This window comes from Kitasatospora sp. NPDC059812, from assembly GCF_042732075.1.
Classification (GTDB): domain Bacteria; phylum Actinomycetota; class Actinomycetes; order Streptomycetales; family Streptomycetaceae; genus Kitasatospora.
In genome coordinates this window covers 150085-167887 of sequence record NZ_JBHWIO010000001.1, presented here as the reverse complement: position 1 = coordinate 167887, position 17803 = coordinate 150085, and the positions used below count along the sequence as shown (strand labels likewise).

At 72.3% G+C, this 17803-nt stretch carries 18 protein-coding genes and 1 pseudogene; 7 read left to right on the top strand and 12 right to left on the bottom strand.

The window, feature by feature from the left end:
* Positions 1–136: 136 nt before the first annotated feature.
* A complete protein-coding gene (locus ACFV6D_RS00750; protein ID WP_380557357.1) occupies positions 137–1042 on the bottom strand; it encodes a sterol desaturase family protein in 906 nt (301 codons plus the stop codon).
* Between the two features lie 149 nt (positions 1043–1191).
* Positions 1192–1914, bottom strand: coding sequence for a hypothetical protein (locus ACFV6D_RS00745; RefSeq protein WP_380489965.1), 723 nt, complete (start codon positions 1912–1914; stop codon positions 1192–1194).
* Between the two features lie 503 nt (positions 1915–2417).
* On the opposite strand from ACFV6D_RS00745, the gene ACFV6D_RS00740 reads away from it, so the two are divergent.
* Positions 2418–3470 (top strand): HEAT repeat domain-containing protein, encoded by a 1053-nt coding sequence (locus ACFV6D_RS00740; protein ID WP_380557354.1) that lies wholly within the window; start codon positions 2418–2420, stop codon positions 3468–3470.
* A gap of 15 nt (positions 3471–3485) precedes the next feature.
* Here the strand turns inward: ACFV6D_RS00740 and ACFV6D_RS00735 are convergent, their stop codons facing one another.
* The 3 genes from ACFV6D_RS00735 to ACFV6D_RS00725 form a co-directional block, all read right to left on the bottom strand.
* Positions 3486–3692 carry a hypothetical protein gene (locus ACFV6D_RS00735; RefSeq protein ID WP_380557351.1) on the bottom strand — a complete coding sequence of 69 codons (207 nt, stop codon included), beginning with the start codon at positions 3690–3692 and terminating at the stop codon, positions 3486–3488.
* 197 nt (positions 3693–3889) lie between these two features.
* Positions 3890–4387 (bottom strand): ATP-binding protein, encoded by a 498-nt coding sequence (locus ACFV6D_RS00730; protein ID WP_380557348.1) that lies wholly within the window; start codon positions 4385–4387, stop codon positions 3890–3892.
* Between the two features lie 45 nt (positions 4388–4432).
* Entirely contained in the window at positions 4433–5071 is a 639-nt protein-coding gene (locus ACFV6D_RS00725; RefSeq protein WP_380557345.1) for a histidine kinase, read from the bottom strand.
* Between the two features lie 343 nt (positions 5072–5414).
* Here ACFV6D_RS00725 and ACFV6D_RS00720 point away from each other — a divergent pair, with 343 nt between their 5' ends.
* Complete coding sequence (locus ACFV6D_RS00720; protein ID WP_380557342.1) at positions 5415–7424, top strand: ricin-type beta-trefoil lectin domain protein; 2010 nt, start codon at positions 5415–5417, stop codon at positions 7422–7424.
* A gap of 88 nt (positions 7425–7512) precedes the next feature.
* Here ACFV6D_RS00720 and ACFV6D_RS00715 read toward each other — a convergent pair whose 3' ends face one another.
* Entirely contained in the window at positions 7513–8106 is a 594-nt protein-coding gene (locus ACFV6D_RS00715) for a TetR/AcrR family transcriptional regulator (RefSeq protein WP_380557339.1), read from the bottom strand.
* A 139-nt stretch (positions 8107–8245) separates the two neighbouring features.
* Between ACFV6D_RS00715 and ACFV6D_RS00710 the strand changes: the two genes are divergently transcribed.
* On the top strand, positions 8246–9202 hold the full coding sequence (locus tag ACFV6D_RS00710) for an SDR family NAD(P)-dependent oxidoreductase (RefSeq protein ID WP_380557337.1): 957 nt from the start codon (positions 8246–8248) through the stop codon (positions 9200–9202).
* A 66-nt stretch (positions 9203–9268) separates the two neighbouring features.
* On the opposite strand, the gene ACFV6D_RS00705 is transcribed toward ACFV6D_RS00710, so the two are convergent.
* The 5 genes from ACFV6D_RS00705 to ACFV6D_RS00685 are packed head-to-tail and all read right to left on the bottom strand — an operon-like array spanning position 9269 to position 13482.
* Entirely contained in the window at positions 9269–9859 is a 591-nt protein-coding gene (locus ACFV6D_RS00705) for a hypothetical protein (RefSeq protein WP_380557335.1), read from the bottom strand.
* The gene (locus ACFV6D_RS00700; protein WP_380557332.1) at positions 9856–11256 is read right to left on the bottom strand and encodes a hypothetical protein; all 1401 of its coding nucleotides are present in this window, start codon (positions 11254–11256) and stop codon (positions 9856–9858) included. The genes ACFV6D_RS00705 and ACFV6D_RS00700 overlap by 4 nt, the downstream gene beginning before the upstream one ends.
* A complete protein-coding gene (locus ACFV6D_RS00695; protein ID WP_208869062.1) occupies positions 11253–12065 on the bottom strand; it encodes an ABC transporter ATP-binding protein in 813 nt (270 codons plus the stop codon). The genes ACFV6D_RS00700 and ACFV6D_RS00695 overlap by 4 nt, the downstream gene beginning before the upstream one ends.
* 32 nt (positions 12066–12097) lie before the next feature.
* Complete coding sequence (locus tag ACFV6D_RS00690) at positions 12098–12925, bottom strand: zf-HC2 domain-containing protein (RefSeq protein ID WP_363368437.1); 828 nt, start codon at positions 12923–12925, stop codon at positions 12098–12100.
* Positions 12922–13482 carry an RNA polymerase sigma factor gene (locus ACFV6D_RS00685; protein ID WP_063347220.1) on the bottom strand — a complete coding sequence of 187 codons (561 nt, stop codon included), beginning with the start codon at positions 13480–13482 and terminating at the stop codon, positions 12922–12924. The genes ACFV6D_RS00690 and ACFV6D_RS00685 overlap by 4 nt, the downstream gene beginning before the upstream one ends.
* Positions 13483–13861: 379 nt before the next feature.
* On the opposite strand from ACFV6D_RS00685, the gene ACFV6D_RS00680 reads away from it, so the two are divergent.
* The 3 genes from ACFV6D_RS00680 to ACFV6D_RS00670 are packed head-to-tail and all read left to right on the top strand — an operon-like array spanning position 13862 to position 16421.
* The gene (locus tag ACFV6D_RS00680; RefSeq protein WP_380557329.1) at positions 13862–14389 is read left to right on the top strand and encodes a GNAT family N-acetyltransferase; all 528 of its coding nucleotides are present in this window, start codon (positions 13862–13864) and stop codon (positions 14387–14389) included.
* 59 nt (positions 14390–14448) lie between these two features.
* On the top strand, positions 14449–15711 hold the full coding sequence (locus tag ACFV6D_RS00675; RefSeq protein WP_380557327.1) for a sensor histidine kinase: 1263 nt from the start codon (positions 14449–14451) through the stop codon (positions 15709–15711).
* Positions 15708–16421, top strand: a complete 714-nt coding sequence (locus ACFV6D_RS00670) for a response regulator (RefSeq protein WP_380557325.1) — start codon at positions 15708–15710, stop codon at positions 16419–16421. Before ACFV6D_RS00675 ends, ACFV6D_RS00670 begins: the two co-directional genes overlap by 4 nt.
* A 28-nt stretch (positions 16422–16449) precedes the next feature.
* Here the strand turns inward: ACFV6D_RS00670 and ACFV6D_RS00665 are convergent, their stop codons facing one another.
* Positions 16450–17079 (bottom strand): dienelactone hydrolase family protein, encoded by a 630-nt coding sequence (locus ACFV6D_RS00665; protein ID WP_063347223.1) that lies wholly within the window; start codon positions 17077–17079, stop codon positions 16450–16452.
* Positions 17080–17440: 361 nt separating this feature from the next.
* Here ACFV6D_RS00665 and ACFV6D_RS00660 point away from each other — a divergent pair.
* Positions 17441–17798 (top strand): annotated as a pseudogene (locus ACFV6D_RS00660) (PhoD-like phosphatase N-terminal domain-containing protein); the annotation flags it as partial.
* Between the last annotated feature and the right edge of the window lie 5 nt (positions 17799–17803).

Genomic DNA, 17803 nt, shown 5'->3' with positions numbered 1-17803 from the left:
GGCGGCGCCGCCTGGATACGACGCCTTCAAGCAGCCGAGGCCGGCGATTTCGACCACCACGCCCAAGTCCCGCTCGCACGCCCGCCGGCACGCCGGCCCGCCCGCACGCCCGCACGCCCGCACGCCCGGCGCAGGATCAGACGCTGCCCGCCTTTTCCTCGACCAGGACGGCGACGGACGCCGGTTCGGGCTTGCGCAGCGGGAGCTTGGACCAGCGGAACGGAGCCAGCAGCAGGCCGAGGTAGGAGTCCGGCAGGCGGACCTGGTCGGCCAGGCCGATGTCCTCGGGCGGCATCCGGTCGCCGGGCAGGTAGAAGGTCCCGAACAGCAGATCCCACAGGACGACCTTGCCACCGAAGTTCTTGTTGGCTTCGCGCAGGTCCCTGGAGTGGTGCCAGCGGTGCCCTTCCGGTCCGGGCACCAGGTAGTTCAGCGGGCCCAGCCGGACGTCCATGTTGGAGTGCATGGTGACGCCGTGGCAGTTGTAGAAGGTGAGAAGGATGATCAGGCCGGAGATGCTGTGCAGCGTCCACCCGGTCAGGGCCAGCGGGAAGACGATCGCCACGTCGTCGAGGAAGAAGTCAATGGGGTGGAACCGGGCGGAGTTGAGCCAGTAGAGCCGCTCCGAGCTGTGGTGCACCGCGTGGAAGCGCCAGAAGACCCGCGAACCGTGAATCCAGCGATGCATCCAGTAGTAGAAGAACTCTCCCACCAGGAGCGCCAGCGCGGCCTGGGCGACGGGAGGCCAACTCGTCGGCCACAACGTGCTGTCCAGCTCTTCGGACAGCAGGACGGATCCGGCGAACAGGACCGAGAGGAACAGCGGCTCGATCAGCCGGGCGACCACCAGCAGGGCCACCAGACTGGAGGTGGCGTCCGACACGACGTCCTTGCGCGAGCGGTTCCAGCCCTCGTAGAACGGCTGGACCCGCTCCAGGACGGCCACGTACACCGAGGCGAAGAGGGTGACCATCGGCACGATGGCCCACTGCGGGAACGAGGTGTCGACCAGGGTGATGGACGCCCCGAGTGTCAGCACCATGAGGATCGGATAGCTGAGATAGCGGATGGTGAAACGCAGGGTTCTGCGCGCGGCGCCAAGTTCTCTTGCGGTTGCTAAGTTCATTCCTGATCTCCCCCTGGACTTCTTCGGACTTCTTCTGCAGCCCTCCGCGCGGGACGGGCAGGTATTTATTGGCTTCCGGCCATCTGCTGCCATATCCGAACCGGCCCAAGCGGCGCGAATCCGTTTTCCTCGGCGGCCGCCAGCTCCGCGTCCCGCTCATATCCGACCAGGTCGACTCCCGGCGCCTCTTCGTGAGCACAGGAGATGAGACCGGCCCATGTCCGGGCGGATTCCCCCGGGGGGCCGAAGACGTTCGTCACCCCCGCCACACCATGGCTCAGGTGAAGCACGGCTCCCGCCACCAGGCCGTCGCCCGAGAACCCCCCGAGGAAGATCACGTCGTCATCGAGCAGAAGGGTTTCTGGGAACGTGTTCACCGACGCGTCGCCGCCCGCCCATGCCCGCTCCCACGCACGCAACTCATCGGCACCGGTGATACGCCGCCACCGCTGGTCGGCGCCGCCCCGTGACGCCACCGGCACCGAGGCCGCGACCGCAGCCGGCCGATGGATCCACTCCGCCTCGATGAGAATTCGATAGTTCCCCGGGAGGAGGTCGGCGTTGGCGAAACTGTCCTTGACGAAAAGCGGCCCCAGCGGTGCCTCCCGCAGGACGTCGAGAACCTCAGAGCCGGACATCGACGGGCTCAGAATCACCAGATTCGGGTAGTACGTGAGGCTCTTCTTCAGATTCACCCACGCGACGTCGGAGAGTTCTCCGGAGAACCCGTGCGCCCGACACATCGCCTCGCACCAGGACGAGTTGTTCCGGGCCGCGGCGAGCAGCATCGGCGCCACCGGGGAGTCGGCAGCCGCAGCCCGGTCATTGCCGAACCCTCTCACCGCGAAGGCCCCAACCGGGAGAACCGATCGACACCAGCGGACCCACAGCCTCGCAACATCCACCAACTCCCTTTCATCAAGGCCGAATCCGCACCCGGCCGGCTTCCGCACCGCCGACCCTTCGAAAGGGATGGGTCCTGTCCGGGAAATCCCCGGACTGCACTCCGGCCGCCCGAGCAAACGCCCCGACCGGCACACCCGAACACGACGGGCTACTGGACCGCCACTGACGCCTCGGGCCGAACGCCTTCAACGACCTTCTCGCGCATCAGCGTTGCGCAGTGCTCCGCTATGATCACCCCTGCTCATGACCACGTCAAGATCCTTTCCGGGGTCACTCCTACGGCACCCGCACACGCCCGCCGGCGTCGACGCGTCCGTGGACCGGAAGCGCGGTCGGGCCGACAATTACCGCGCACACTCGCGGTTTCGTGCACCACAATGCCCGCATGGAAACGGACACCGTGGCGGAACTGGTCACGCGGGCACTGTCGGCAATGCGCGCCATCACCGCCTCGGACGACCCGGACGACCACGACGGCTGGGACGAGTACGCACCGCTGCTGTGGCGCGCGTCCGCCGACGAGGCGGCGCTGCCGCTCGGCCTGGAGCTCATCGGCTCCGCCGATCCGATCGAGCGCGCGACAGGCTGCGACCTGCTGCGCGACACCAACTACCACCACGAGGCAGTCCGCACCGAAACTGCCACCGCACTCGTCGCCCTCGCCCAGCGGGAGACCGACGAGCACGTGCTGCGCGCCCTGGCACGCGCGATCGAGAAGACGCACGACCCGCGCGCCGTCCCCGTCCTCGTCACCCTCGCCGGGCACCCCGACGCCGAGGTCCGTGAGGGAGTGGCCCGCTCGTTCGCGGAGGTCCTCACCGGCCTGCCGGACGGGCCGGACATCCGCACCCTCATCGGGCTGACCCAGGACCAGAACCCGCACGTCCGCGACTGGGCGACGTTCACCCTCGGCGTCCAGTCCAGGGCGGACAGCCCCGCGATCCGGGCCGCGCTCTGGGAGCGGACGGCCGACGAGCACGACGAGACCCGCATGGAAGCACTCCACGGACTGGCCAGTCGGCACGACCCCCGCGTCGTCCCGCTCCTGGCCGAACTGATCGGCAACCCCGAGGGCGCACACGTCCTCACGTTCGACGCGGAGCCGATCACGGGCGCCCCCGAACTCCTGCCGCCCCTCCCCGAGTACGAGCCCGGCGACGACTGGACCACCGACGCCGTGAACGCCTGCAACCCGGTGCGGCGGGCCCGCCTGGACGCCTTCGCCTGGGAACTGGTCTGCACGCTCCACCGGCTCCGCCCCGACCTGGACGCCGCCGTCTCGATGGAACGCTGCGGCTGGGGCCGTTTCCTCGGCATCCACGCCGCCTCGGAGGCAACGGGCTACGACATCGAGGCGCTGCTCACCCGCGCGGACGGCGACCCCATACGCGCCGCCGAACTGGTCTCAACCGACCTGCCGAGAACCCAGCCCGCCTGATCCAGCCCGACTGATCTAGCCCTTGGTGCCCCTGCCGCGCAGGAGGTCCGCGATGCGCGCGTCGACCTGCTCGCGGTCGTAGCCCCGCCGCACGATCTCGAACGCCGGCGGGGGCGGCGGTGAACCGGCTTCGGACAGGGCGCTGAGGTAGCGGTCGACTTGATGGCGCTCGTAGCCGCGCCGCACCAGGTCGAAGCCACGGAACTCTGGCGTTGTTGACACTTCGCGTGTCCTCCCACCTTCTGTGTCCACGTTGATCGCCATGGCACTGGCGATGGAAACGCCGGTGCGGCCACCGGTGCCCACCGGCGTGGCCGCAGCTCCCACCCTAGACCCCACCCACCGACGGGCGGCGGGCAGTCTCCGGGCCGTCGAAACCCGTCAGCCCAAGGCCGTCTGAACCCGTCAGCCCCCGCCCGTCAGCCCCGCCCCCTCCGGTCGAGTCGCAGCGGCAGCACCCCGCGGACGCGCCAGCCGCGGGCGTGCGGGCCGGCGGACAGGTCCCCGCCGAGGGCGCCGATCCGCTCGGACAAGCCGGCCAGGCCGGTGCCCCCACCGCCGGGGCGGCGGGCCGGCAGACCGCCGGGGCCGCCCTGCCGCCCGCTGTCGGTGACGGTGACCCGCAGGGCGGGGCCCGGGACGCGAACCACCTCCACCTCCAGCCGGCCCGCGCTCGGGGCGTGCCGACGGACGTTGGTCAGCGCCTCCAGGACGACGCGGTAGGCCGCGTCCTGGATCGCGCGCGGGGCTGTCCCCGCCAGGCCCGGCTCCAGTTCGAGGGAGCCGTCGGCCGTGCCGGACGCCAGGAAGCGGTCGACCATCTCCGGTAGGTCGGCGAGGCCGTGGACCTTGGTCGGCGGCGGTTCGGCGAGCGCGGGCGCCTCCGGGTCGCGCAGCGCCTGCAGGGTGTGGTCCATCGAGTCCAGCGCCCGAAGGCCGGCCGCCTCCAGGCGGGACAGGAGCTAGCTGTTCTCCTCTTCGTCGTAGGCGCTGACCTGGGCGGCCTGGACCTCCAGCAGGATGCCCGTCAACTCGTGGGCGACGAAGTCGTGGAGATCCCTGCCCACGTCGAGCCGCTGCTCCCGGCGGGCCCGCTGGACGGCGCGGGCCCGTTGGTTGTCCTGGCCCCGCAGGTAGAGCCCGACGCCGACGGCGCAGGCCACCGGGAACATCGCCATGGCGACGGCGACCACCGACGGTTCGAGGACCGCCTGCGGCAGCAGGAGCGTGAAGCGCAGCGGGAGCACCATCAGTGCGAGCGCCAACGCCGAGCCGACCAGGGCGGCTTGGCGGACCGGCGCCCGCCGGATCACCCTCCCGGCCAGCACCAGCATGGCCGCGAACTCGACCGGGAACCACAGCATCACCAACCCCTGCGGTCCGGGGTGGACGGCGTCCGTGACGAGCGAGAGCCCCGCGACCAGGCCGGCCGCCAGGACGGGGGCGACCGGGCCCAGCGGCCGGCGCAGGATCGCGGTCGCCATCGCCACGACGGCGACGACGGCCCCGATCCACGCACCCGGTGGGGCGATCGCCGCCGGAGCCGCGACCACTGCCGCCGCCGCCGCACACACCGCGCGGCGGCGACGCGTGTCAGGCATCAGTTCGGTCTGCACGGGCCGAGCCTACGCACGGCGGAGGAGCGGTGCGCCCCAGCACATGACGGATCGTCAGGCATCTGCCGTTCGGCAGACCGGCACTGGTCGACCGACTCCCCGAAGAGCCGTACGGGGCCGCCGGCTTGACCTGCCCAGAGCCGTCCCTTGACCTTTGGAAGGCCGGCCACCGGCATTGAATTCGGTCCGTGGAGTCCACCGTTCCGGGGCGGCACATAAAAAGGCGTCAAGACCTCCCGGCTCGCCATATGGATTCCGTATGGACTCGCGAGACGGAGGATTCCGGAACCTACGATCCAGCTTTGCCGACCAGAAAGATGAATCCGATATGAAACCCCTCTCCCGCCTCAAACGCGCCCTGGCCTGCGGGATCGCCGCAGTCGCCATGGTCTCCGGCCTGACCGCACAGGCCCAGGCCGCGCCGGAGCCGCCCCTCCACGCGGACAAGACCTGTGGAACCCCGGCCTCGGTGGGCGGCGGCAACTGCATGACCGCGCTGATCAGCTCCGCCTTCGACATGGTCAGGGGCATGCGCAACGCCGCCAACCTCAACAAGCTGGACAACGCGGAGTTCACCCAGAACACCGCGTCGAAGTTGAGCGCGAAGTTTCCCGGGTTCAACGTCATGGTGTTCAAGACCGTGGGCACCGACATGTACGACACCGAGTGGTTCAAGAACGAGTACAAGTCCGACATGAAGGGGGTGTTGATCGACACCACCTACAAGCTCAACCATTTCTTGGACAAGGAGAAGAAGGATCCCTCCGGCTACGACATATTCCGGATCTGGGTCTTCCAGGGGGACTCGACCATCCGTAACCGCGGCGACGGCGGCTACATGAACTGGGCGTTCATCGGCAATGACGGCGACACCGTCAAGAAGGAGCCGTGGACCTGCCGGGCGGGCACCGCGCGGCCGTACAAGTGCGACGGCGACGTGCGCACCATCCACTTCCCCGCGCGGTCCGGCTACGGCACCAGGACCGGCAGCCTGACCCCCGACTCCAGCCCCGGCTACCACGCCTGCCTGGACGTCAACGGCAACGGCAACGCGAACGGCACCCCCGTGCAGATGTGGGAGTGCAACGGCAGCGACGCCCAGAAGTGGACCTACAACGGGTACAAGCTCCAGGCCGCCAACGGCAAGTGCCTCGACCTGGAGGCCAACAAGGCCGCGAACGGGACCAAGCTCCAGGTCTGGGACTGCCTGGAGATCCCCGGCCAGCGCTGGAACATGTCGGCCAGCGGCGGTTTCCGGCACATGACGGACATGGACGACCGGTCCAAGGACGTCTGCATCGACGACTTCAACGGCCAGACCTCCAACGGCAGCACGGTGGCGGCCTGGGCCTGCGGCTCCGAGGACCGGCGTGACGCGCCCAACCAGAACTGGGCCTGGGGCGGCACCCCGCCGACCACCAACCCGCCCACGCCCGGCGGAGGCGGCGGCAACAACGGCGCCGACGTGTACCTGAAGCTCGACAACGGCCTGGGCGCCGTCCCGGTCAGCGGCTCCGCCGGCGCGTCGGTCGTCCCCGGGCTCCGGGGCGGCAACGAGTCCAAGTGGAAGCTCACCTCGGTCGGCGGCGGTCGCTACCGGATCACCAGCTCGTACGGGCTGGAACTCACCGAGAACAGCAACTACATGGCTGAACTCCAGCCGTGGAGCAACTCCTCCCAGCAGAAGTGGGAGCTCGTCGGAGTCGGCAACGGCAAGTACCAGATCCGCATCTCCGACGACGACTGCCTCGCGCACGACGCCGACTTCAAGCAGCTCGGCGTGTGGACGTGCAAGTCGGGCTGGCAGCAGGCGTGGGTGCTGGAGTCCACCTCCGGTGGCGTGATCACCCCGACCGACCCGACCACCCCGACGAAGCCGGACCCGAAGCCCAAGCCGGACCCCAAGCCGAAGCCGGACCCGAAGCCGGACACCAAGCCGACCGTCCCGACCGAGCGGCCGCTGTTCCTGAAGCTCGCCAACGGCCTGGGCGCGTCGGCACCCACCGAGACCTCGACCTGGGGTGCGCCGATCGTGGGCGGGATCCTGGGGTACAAGGGGTCCACCTGGACGATCAAGCCGCTGGGCGGGGACCGCTACCGGATCGTCAACGACCTCGGGTACAACCTCACCGAGAACCCCGACACCTACGTCGCCGAGCAGCAGGCGTGGGGCAACACCTCCAACCAGAAGTGGCAGTTCGTCGGCCTCGGCAACGGCAAGTACCGGGTCCAGATCGACGACGACAACTGCCTCACCCACGACTCCGACTTCAAGCAGCTCGGGGTGTGGAGCTGCGAGGGCGGCTGGAAGCAGGAGTGGACCTTCCAGCTCCTCTGACCGGCCGCACCAGGCCGCAGTCACGACGAAGGACGAAGGACGAAGAACGAAGGGCGCCAGCCGTACGGTTGGCGCCCTTCGGCCGTTCTCAGCCGACGCCCCGCCCGGAGGCGGCGTGGTAGCGCAGGCCGTCCATCAGGAGGTCGAGGAGGCGTTCCATCCGGGCGTGGTGCTCGGGGGTCGTCGCGGCCATGGACAGGCCGCTGAGGCTGAACAGCACGTCCTCCGGCTCGACGTCGGCGCGCAGCACGCCCGACTCGGCCCCGGCCCGCAGGAGTTGCGTGATCGAGGCGGTCAGCATCGCGCGGCTGTGCGAGAAGGGGTCGCCGCCGGAGGCGATGAGCGCGCGCAGCGCGTCGGACATCCCGCGCTTGGTGGTCATGTAGCGGACGAAGCCGTCCATCCAGGCGCGCAGCGCGGCGTCGGGCCCCCTGTCGTCCAGGAGCTCCGCGGCGGAGTCGCACAGCTTGGCGAGTTCGCTGCGGTAGACCGCCTCGACGAGTTCCTCGCGGGTGGCGAAGTGCCGGTAGAGGGTGCCGATGCCCACGCCGGCCTCCTTGGCGATCGCCCCGAGCGTCGCGTCCGGCCCGTCCTGGGCGAAGGCCCGTGCGGCCACTTCGATCAGTCGGTCGCGGTTGCGGCGCGCGTCGGCGCGCAGCGGCCGGGGGTCGGCGGTGGTCACGGCTGGTCCTCCTCGGGTTGCAAGCGGAGGATCCTCCGCTTAACCTGGAGACATGCGGAGGGCCCTCCGGTTTCCACTCTACCGGCCGCCCCCTCCCGCGCACCCCAGCTCCGGTCACCCAACCAGACGGGAAATGATCATGAACGCCAGCGCCCCGCGCCTCACCACCCCCTTCGGCGCCGAGTCCACCGCCGCCGAGGTCATCTCCGGCGTCGACCTGACCGGCCGCCGCGCCGTCGTCACCGGCGGCGCCTCCGGCATCGGCGTCGAGACCGCACGCGCCCTCGCCTCGGCCGGCGCGCAGGTCACCCTCGCGGTCCGCAACCTCGACGCCGGCGCCCGCACCGCCGAGGACATCACCGCGACCACCGGCAACAAGGACCTCCGGGTCGCCCCGCTGGACCTGGCCGACCAGGCCTCCGTCGCCGCGTTCGTCGCCGCCTGGGACGGGCCCCTGCACATCCTGGTCAACAACGCCGGCGTGATGGCCTCGCCCGAGCTCCGCACGCCGGAGGGCTGGGAGCTCCAGTTCGCCACCAACCACCTCGGGCACTTCGCGCTGGCCACCGGCCTGCACGCGGCCCTGGTCCGGGACGGCGGCGCCCGCGTCGTGGCCGTCAGCTCCAGCGCCCACCACCGCTCCCCCGTCGTCTTCGAGGACATCCACTTCCGCGAGCGCGCCTACGAGCCCTGGTCCGCCTACGGCCAGTCCAAGACCGCCAACGTCCTGTTCGCGGTCGAGGCCGCCAAGCGCTGGGCGGCGGACGGCATCACCGTCAACGCCCTGATGCCCGGCGGCATCCGCACCGCCCTCCAGCGCCACGTCTCCGAGGAGGAGCTCGACCGGCTGCGCGCCCAGGCCGCCAACGGCGCGGAACTGCTGTGGAAGACCACCGAGCAGGGCGCGGCGACGTCCGTCCTGCTCGCGGCCTCGCCGCTGCTGGCGGGCGTCAGCGGCCGCTACTTCGAGGACTGCAACGAAGCCGTCCGCGGCGAACTCAGTGCCCGCACCGGCGTCGCCGAGTACGCCCTCGACCCCGAGGCGGCCGCCCTGCTCTGGCAGGTCTCGCGCGACACCCTGGGCAGCCGCGACTGACGGCCCGCAGCCGAACGCCCCGCTCCCCCGGCGAGCCTGGGGGAAGCGAGGCGCGGGGCGGGCCCGTTACCTGCGCGGCCCGGCCAGGGCGTAGACCCCGGCGCCGGTCACCAGCAGGGCCACCGCGGTCCAGGTCGACGCCTCCGTGCCAGGGGGGTAGGACATCCAACCGAACGCCTTCCCCACGGTGTTGGGCGGCAGCGGCGGGGAGAGGACGGCGAACGCGAGCCAAGCGGTCGGCAGGGTCCAGGCGAGGTGCGCCCCGCACAGCACCGCCCCGAGCGCGGCCAGGCCGGCCAGGCCCGCGGTGTCCCGGACGACGACCTCGGTGGGGGCGAACCTCGGCCCCACCGCCTGGACCGCCAGCAGCGCCGCACCCGTGACCACGCCGATCAGCAGCGCGTGCGCCGCCCGGCGGGGCGCCCACCGGATCGCGGCCGTCCTGTCCAGTGCGGCGTCCTGCCCGCCGAGCCCGACGGAGCCGGCCGCCACGCTCGCGGCGAGCACGAAGTACACGATCGGGTTGATCGCGTCCGCGTCCATCCCATCCGTGCCGCCGCCCCGGTTGAAGGCCCACACCACCAGCGCGGTGAGCGCGACTGCGGCGGCCGACGTGGACACCTGCCGTGAACGCGCGTACAGCATCAGCCACCTCATCGCGACGCTCCCCCGGCCAGCTTCGGAACCTGCTTGTACCCCTCGCAGGAGAGCGCGGCGGCGTGCAGCTCGACGATCCGCGAGCGCTGCTCGGCCGGCGGCAGCGCCATCAGCTTCTGCCACGCGAGGTCGGCCTCGGCCCAGGTTTCGAGCGCGTACCGGCTGGTGCCCTTCTCCTGCAGCGGTTGGAGCTGGGAGTCGTGGAGGGCCCAGCTCACGGCGATGCTCTGGGCGGGGATGTCGTGGCTCCCCCCGCCCTCCTTGTCGTTGTCCGGGTAGCAGCTCGGCGCCAGGCCCCTGGCGATCAGCGCGCGGGTCAGCTTCTCGCCCTTCGCGTCGGCGAGCATCCGATCGCCGAAGTCGACCAGCAGCACGTCTGCGGAGAGTTCGCGTGCCGCGGCGAGCTCGTGCAGCGTGGCGTCCTCCCGCACCGAGGTCGGCGCCTTGTCGCCCAAGGCGTCGCGCAGCACGGGCATCGCCTCCTTGCTGCGCTGCGCGAGCTCGGCCAGGCGTGAACGGCTCGCCTGCGTCACGCACACCGGCCCGTCGCACACCAACGCCGCGGCGGCCTTGTCGACGACGTAGGTGTCGCGCGCGGCGGCCGGGAGGACCAGCAGAGCCAGGCCCAGGCCGGCCAGGACGGGAGTCACCGCGAGCAACCGCGCCCGGCGGGTCACAGCCGCCAGCAGCGCGAAGCCGGTGGCGAGCAGGCCGAGCAGCCAGAGCGTCTGGCCGAGGTGGACGGAGCCGGACAGGGTCAGCAGCATCTGCCGCGGCTCCACGGTCGCCGGGGACAGCTGGGCGAACCGGTTCTCCACCCTGCCCGTCGGTACCGCCCCTTCGTTGTTCATGCGCAGGAACAGGCCCGTCCCCACGAAGACGATCACCACCAGGGCCGGCGGGGTGAGCACGGAGGGCAGCGCCCGCGCGACGCCCATCCCGAACACGGCGCCCGCGACCAGGGACAGTGCCGCCACCAGCGAGATCGGCAGCCAGCCGAGGGATGCGTAGGTGGTCGGACCGGCCGCCACCTGGACTCCGCCCACCAGAACCAGCAGACCGAAGCCCACCGCCAGCGCAAGCCCGATCGCACCGGCCGGCAGCGCCGCACGGCGCCAGGCCGGCAGTGGCGTGGTCGTCAGCAGCTCGGTCATCCGCGAGCGGGATTCGCGCAGCCCGTACACCGCCCCGATGCCGATCACGAACGGCCACCAGAAGGCCAGCAGGGACCGGGTCCACATGGCCATGGTGCTCCACTGGGCCGTCCACCCCGCGGTGCCGTGCCACCAGAGCGCGTCGAACGGGAAGAAGACCGCCAGGCTGCCGGCCAGCACGACGATGCCGGCCCACGGGGCGGCGGAGCGCCTCAGCTCCGTCCGCAGCACACGTCCGTTCACCAGGCGCTCCCCTGCTGGCCGGAGTTGCTGAGCAGCGCCGAGTAGCCGCGCTCCAGGGGGCTGTCGCCCGGGTGGTCGGTGCTGCCCGCCGCACCCAGTTCGTCCGGCGTGCCCTGGAAGACGAGGCGGCCGTCGGCGAACAGCACCACGTCGGAGCAGGCGGCCGCGACGTCCTCGACCAGGTGGGTGGAGACGACCACGCAGGTGTCGCGGCCCAGGTCCTGCAGCAGTTCGCGGAAGCGCAGCCGCTGCGCCGGGTCCAGGCCGGCCGTCGGCTCGTCCAGCAGCAGCACCGCGGGGGAGTTGACGATGGCCTGGGCGATGCCGGCCCGCCGCACCATGCCGCCGGACAGGGTCTTCATCCGGTGGTCGGCGCGGTCCGCCAGGCCCACCCGTTCCACGGCCCGCTGGACGGCCCCGGGGATGTCCGCCTTCGGCACCTCCTTCAGCCAGGCCATGTACTCGACGAACTCGCGCACCGTGAAGCGCTTGTAGTAGCCGAAGTCCTGCGGCAGGTAGCCGATCTGGCGGCGCAGGGCCCGGTGGTCGACCACCCGGCCTCCCAGGGAGGTGCCGAGCATCTCCAGTTCGCCCTCGGTGGGGCGCAGCACGGTGGCCAGCGTCCGGATCAGGGTGGTCTTGCCCGCTCCGTTGGGCCCGAGGAGCCCGTGGGCGCCGATGCCCAGGGAGAGGTCGAGCCCGTCGACGGCCATCTTGCTCCGTCCGACGCGCACCCTCAGGCCGCTGGCCCGGATCTCCCAGGCGTAGGTCTTCGGCGCGGTGTCGGCCGCGCTCGCCGTATACGTCATGCGATGGTCCCTTTCCAGGGTGGACATGGGTTTCACAGCGTTGAGTACGCGTCCCTGCGGGCGATCACGGCGCAGACGCCGAGCGCGAGGAGCAGCCCCCACACGGGCAACTGGTCGCGGTGCAGGGCGAGTTCGAGGACTGCGGGGATGCGGCCGGTGACGAACGTGGGCACCACGACGGCAGCGCCCCACGCGGTCACCAGCCCCACGGCGGCGCGGGTCACGCCGATCACGGTGCCCAGCGCCAGGGCGGTGGAGGTGAAGGCCAGGGAGGGCAGCAGCCACTGCGCGGCCGTCGTGTTCCCGGTCAGCCATCCCCCCAGCAGGAGCCCGGGCACGACCACCACGAGGACCGCGGTGGTGCGCCTGAGCAGCAGGGCCAGGCCGGCCCGGGCGGTCGAGGCGGTCAGTTCGTGCGCCGGGTCCAGGCCGCGCGACCACGATGCGGCGACACCGCACAGCGGCAGCACGGGCGCGATCAGCGCCACCATCGAGGAGCCGCCGAAGACCTTCGCCGGCGCGGCCACGTCCAGCAGCATCGCCATCAGGGTGACGACGGCGGTCATCGCCAGCCACGGGGTCATGGCCGGTGTCAGCCAGGCCGACACCCAGGTCGGGCGGTGCCGCCTCCGGGGCGCCCCGACGGCCGCGTCCAACTGCGCGTCCAGACCGGCCCGGACGGTGTCGACGAGCGCGGCGACGCCGGGCGCCTCGGTGGCCACGGAGGCCGCCAGCAGGCTCCGGCACGGCGCGCACGTCTCCAGGTGGGCCTCCAGTGCCCACACCGTGTCCGCGGCCATCGCCGTGTCACCACGCGCGTAGTCGTCGATCAGCCGCCTCGACGCGTGTTCCGCGTTCATGCCAGCGCCTCCCGCATCGCGATCCGGGCCCGGCGGGCACGGGTCTTGACCGTGCCTTCGGGCAGTCTGAGCAGGACTGCGGTCTCCCGGACGGAGAGCCCGTCGAGCACCGTCGCCTGCAGTACGTCTCGGAGTTCCGGCGCCAGCCGCCGCAGGGCGTCGCCCACGTCGCCGCCGACGGTCCCGGCGAGCGCCTCCTCCTCCGCCGCGGGCACCACGGCCCGCTCGGCGGCGGCGACCGGCGGTTCGGCGTGGTGGGCACGGCGCCGGAAGGCGTCGACGAGGCGGCGCGCCGCGATCGTCCACAGCCATCCGACGGCCGTCCCGCCGACGGCGCTCCCGGCGAACGCACCGGCCGCGCGCCACACCGCCAGATAGGTCTCCTGCATGACCTCGGCGACGATCTGCTCGTCCGCGCAGCGGCGGCGCAACCGCACCGCCAGCCACGGCGACGTGCGCCGGTACAGCTCGTCGAACGCCGCGCGGTCACTTCTGGCGATCAGCCGGACGAGGCGTTCCTCGTCCAGCTCGTCCAGTGCTCTCCTGCGTGATCTCACACCAGCCAGACGCCGGCGACCGCGCGCAGGTTCTGCGTTCGACGTGACCTGCGTCACATGAAAGCAGCGCAGGAAGTCGGCCTACCCGACTTCCTGCGCTGCGGCGACCTCGACGCCCGGATCAGGCACCTGCGGTGGCGAGCACCCCGCCGCCCTACCGGTCCTCGGCCGCCCGTGCCAGCAGCGCGATCTCGGCCGCCACCGCCGCCGGCTCGGCCGCGACGGTGATGTCGAACACCGGCAGCATGTCCCGAACCGGCCTGGCCGACACGAGGACCACCCGGTACCGGCCCGCTCGCACTCCCCGATCGCCACCGGCGCTCCAGCCTCCCGAAAACCGCTTGCCGGGCGGACGACGGCCCCCGTACCGTCGCCCGGCGTGACCCCGACCCTGCGTACCGATCGCCTGCTGCTCGACCCGTACGTCCTCGCGGACGAAGAGGACTTCGTGACGCTGTTCCAGGACCGGGAGGTGTCCCGGTGGATGGGCGACGGCCCGCAGTCCGAGGCCGAGGACCGGGCCCTGTTCGGCCGCATCTTCACCCAGGTGTACGCCTCGAACCGGTTCGACGTCTGGGCCGTCCGGCAGGGCGGCCGCCTCGTCGGGCACGCCGAGATCAAGCCCACCACCGTGGCCGAGGGCTTCGAGATCGTCTACGCGCTGGCCCCGGAGGCGTGGGGCCGCGGCCTGGGCACCGAACTGGCGGCCGCGATCGTCGACTACGGCTTCACCGCCCTGGGGCTGGCCGAGGTGCACGCGACGGTCGCCGACGCCAACCTCGCTTCGCTGGCGCTGCTGGGCAGGATCGGCTTCCGGCACGTCCGCGACATCACGGAGGACGACGGCAGCACGACCCGCCTGCTCACCCGGGGCCGCGCCGATGCCGCCGGGGCCGCCTCGCCGTAGCCGCCCCGCCGGAACAGAAAGACCGGAGCGAACGCTCCCCCGATCGGGGGAGGCCCCCCATGAGCTGCGCCGCAATACTGGTGATCATGATCAGGGGAATCCGGCCGCTGCTGCGCGGCTCCACGTACTCGGGTGTGCTGTTCGCCTTCTTCGGCGCGCTGGCGAGCCTGCCGCTGCTGCCGTTCGCGATGCTGCCGATGATGGCCTGGCCGTCCGGCCCCTACCTCGCGCGGGCGGTGCTCACCCTGCTGGTCTGGGCGGCGCTGCTCGCCGTGGTCGGGCTGGCCCGCACCACCCGGCGGGTGCTGATCGGCGGCGTCCGTCGGCTGCTGAGGGTGTCGCTGCCGGATCCGGTGTCCGGCGCCCGGGCGGCGGACGCCCCCGGCTCCGACCGTTGGCGCACCCCGCTGTGGCTGCTGCTGCACGTGGCGCTGGGCTGGGTGGGGGGCCTGGCGAGCCTCGTGCTGCTCGGCGCAGCCGTGGCCCTGCCGGGCGGCTGGGTCTCCGGTGATGCCCGGCTGAGCTGGCCCGGCCGGTCGGTGCAGCTGACGGGCGCCTGGAGCTGGGTGGTGGCGGCGGTCTGCCTGCTGCTGGCGCCGGTGGTGTGCGCGGCGGTGGCGGGCGCGCTGCGCGGGCTGGCCCCGAAGCTGCTGGGTCCGTCGGCGGCCGAGCGGCTGGCGCTGGCGGCGGAGCGGGAGCGCCGGCTGGCCGAACGCAACCGGCTGGCCCACGAGTTGCACGACTCGATCGGGCACACCCTGACGGCGGCCACGATCCAGGCGGCGGTGGCGGGCGAGGTGCTCTCCGCCGACCCGGTGGCGGCGCGGGCCGCCATGCGCAGCATCGAGGAGTCGACCCGGGCCGCCCTGGAGGACCTGGACTACGTGCTGGGCGCGCTGCGCGAGGAGGAGTCGGGGGCGGCCCCGGCCCGGACCTTGGCCGACCTGCCCGAGCTGCTGGACCGGCTGCGGCACGCCGGCGCGGTGGTGGAACCGGAGCTGTCCGGCGAGCTGGCGCAGGTGCAGGGGACGCTCTCCCGGGCGGCGTACCGGATCCTCCAGGAGGGGCTGACGAACGCGCTGCGGCACGGAGCGGGCGGCCCGATCGAGGTCCGGGTGGCGGCCGGGCCGGACACCCTGGAGCTCAGCGTGGCCAACCGGACCGGGACGGGCCCGCACCAGGGCGCCTTCCCGACCTCCGGCCACGGCCTGCCGGGCCTGGCCGAGCGGGTCCGGCTGCTGCACGGCGAGATCGAGGCCGGGCCGGACGGGCCCCAGGTCTGGCGGCTGGCCGTCCGGCTGCCCGTACGGTTGTCGGCATGACCGGCCCAGATCCCACCGACGCCGCGCCCGAAGCCCCGGGCGACGCCACCGGCACCCCCGTCACCCTCCTGATCGCGGACGACGACGAGGTGACCCGCAGCGGCCTGCGCACCCTGCTCGCAGCGCAGCCGGGGATCACGGTGGTCGGGGAGGCGGCCGACGGCGTCGACGCGGTCGAGCAGGCGCAGCGGCTGCGGCCGGACGTGGTCCTGATGGACGTACGGATGCCGCGCCGCAACGGGATCGAGGCCACCCGGCAGCTGCTTGCCGAGTCGGCCGCGCCGCCGAAGGTCGTGGTGATCACCACCTTCGAGAACGACGGCTACGTCACCGCCGCGCTCAGCGCGGGGGCGAGCGGGTTCGTGCTGAAGCGGCTTCCGGTGCGGCAGATCGCGGAGGCGGTGCGGGTGGCGGCGGCCGGGGAGGCGATCCTCTTCCCGGCGGCGCTGCGCCGGATGGTCTCCGCCCGCCCGCTGGACTCCGCCGAGGCGTTGCCCCGGGCGGCGTTGACGGTGCGGGAGGAGGAGGTGCTGCGGTCGATGGCCACGGGCCAGTCCAACCCGGAGATCGCGGAGTCGCTCAGGGTGAGCCTGGAGACGGTGAAGACGCACGTCGGCAACGTGCTGACCAAGCTCGGCGCGCAGAACCGGACCCACGCCGTGGTGATCGCGTACGAGTCCGGCCTGGTGGTGCCGGGGCTCGCCGGCTGACCCGGCCCGCCCCGGCACCCGCCCTCGGTCAGGAATCCAGCTCGCCGAGGAAGTCCAGCGCGATGGCCCAGGCCCGCTCCGCCGCCTCGGCGTCGTAGTCGGCCAGCTCGGTGTCGGTGAACAGGTGCCCGGCGCCCCGGTAGCGGTGCACCTCGACGTCGGCCCCGGCCCGCCGCATCCCCAGGTACCAGGCGTTCAGCCAGTCCTCGGTCTCGAACGGGTCCGGCTCGGCGACGTGCAGCTGCACCGGGATCTCGGTGGCCGCGTCCTCGCGCAGGTCGGAGGTGCCGTGCAGGAGCAGCAGGCCGCGGGCCTTGTCGTCGGCGAGGGCGAGGTTCTGCGCGAGCGAGCCGCCGAGCGAGAAGCCCGCGTAGACCAGGCCGCCGTCGGACAGCGGAGCGGCGGCGGTGACGGCCCGGCGCAGCAGTTCCTCGCTGCCGCCGACCTCCTCCTGGTACGCCAGTCCGGCCTCGATGTCGTCGAAGGTCCGCCCGTCGTACAGGTCCGGGGTGTGCACGGTGTGCCCGGCGGCGCGCAGCCGGTCGGCGGCGGCATGGACGGCGGAGCGCAGCCCGAGGGCGGAGTGGAAGAGGACGATCTGGGCCACGGTCGGGGTCCTTCGGCAGCTGAGGGCGGGTACTCCCCCATGATCCCGCATGATCCGGCGACCCGACTTCCCCGGCCCGCCCGCCCCGGCCTTCCCCGCTCGCCCGCCCCGGGCAACCACACCCGCCCGCTCCACGACGGATCGTCAGGTCACCTGATTTACCTACGCTTTACTAGCGGGTAACCTTCCGGACGTGAACGATCTTGTCCATGACATGGCCCCTGCCCACCCGCGCCGCCGCCAGGTCCTGAAGGCCGGCGCGCTGGCCGCCGGCGCGACCGCCGCCCTCCCGATCGCCCTCCCCACCCCCGCCGAAGCCGCCGAGCCGGCCCAGGCCACCCAGACCGCCCAGGCCGCCGGAGCCGCCCAACCCGCGCAGGCCCCCGAAGCCGCCCCCCGCTTCCTGCACGGCATAGCCTCCGGCGACCCCCTCCCCGACGGCGTCCTGCTCTGGACCAGGGTGACGCCCCGCCCCGAGTCCCTCCCCGGCTCGGGCCTCGGCCCCGACACCGAGGTCCGCTGGGAGCTGGCCGCCGACCAGGCCTTCACCCGCGTCGTCGCGAGCGGCACGGTGACCGCCACCGCCGCCGCCGACCACACCGTCAAGGCCGACGTCCGCGGCCTGACCCCGGACACCCCCTACTGGTACCGCTTCACCGCCACCACCGCTGCCGGTACCGGTACCGGTACCGGCAGCGCCGTCTCCCGGTGTCATATACACAACTACGCGCCCACGAGTCTCACTCACATCGCGGGTGGCGGGGTGGGGGTGTTA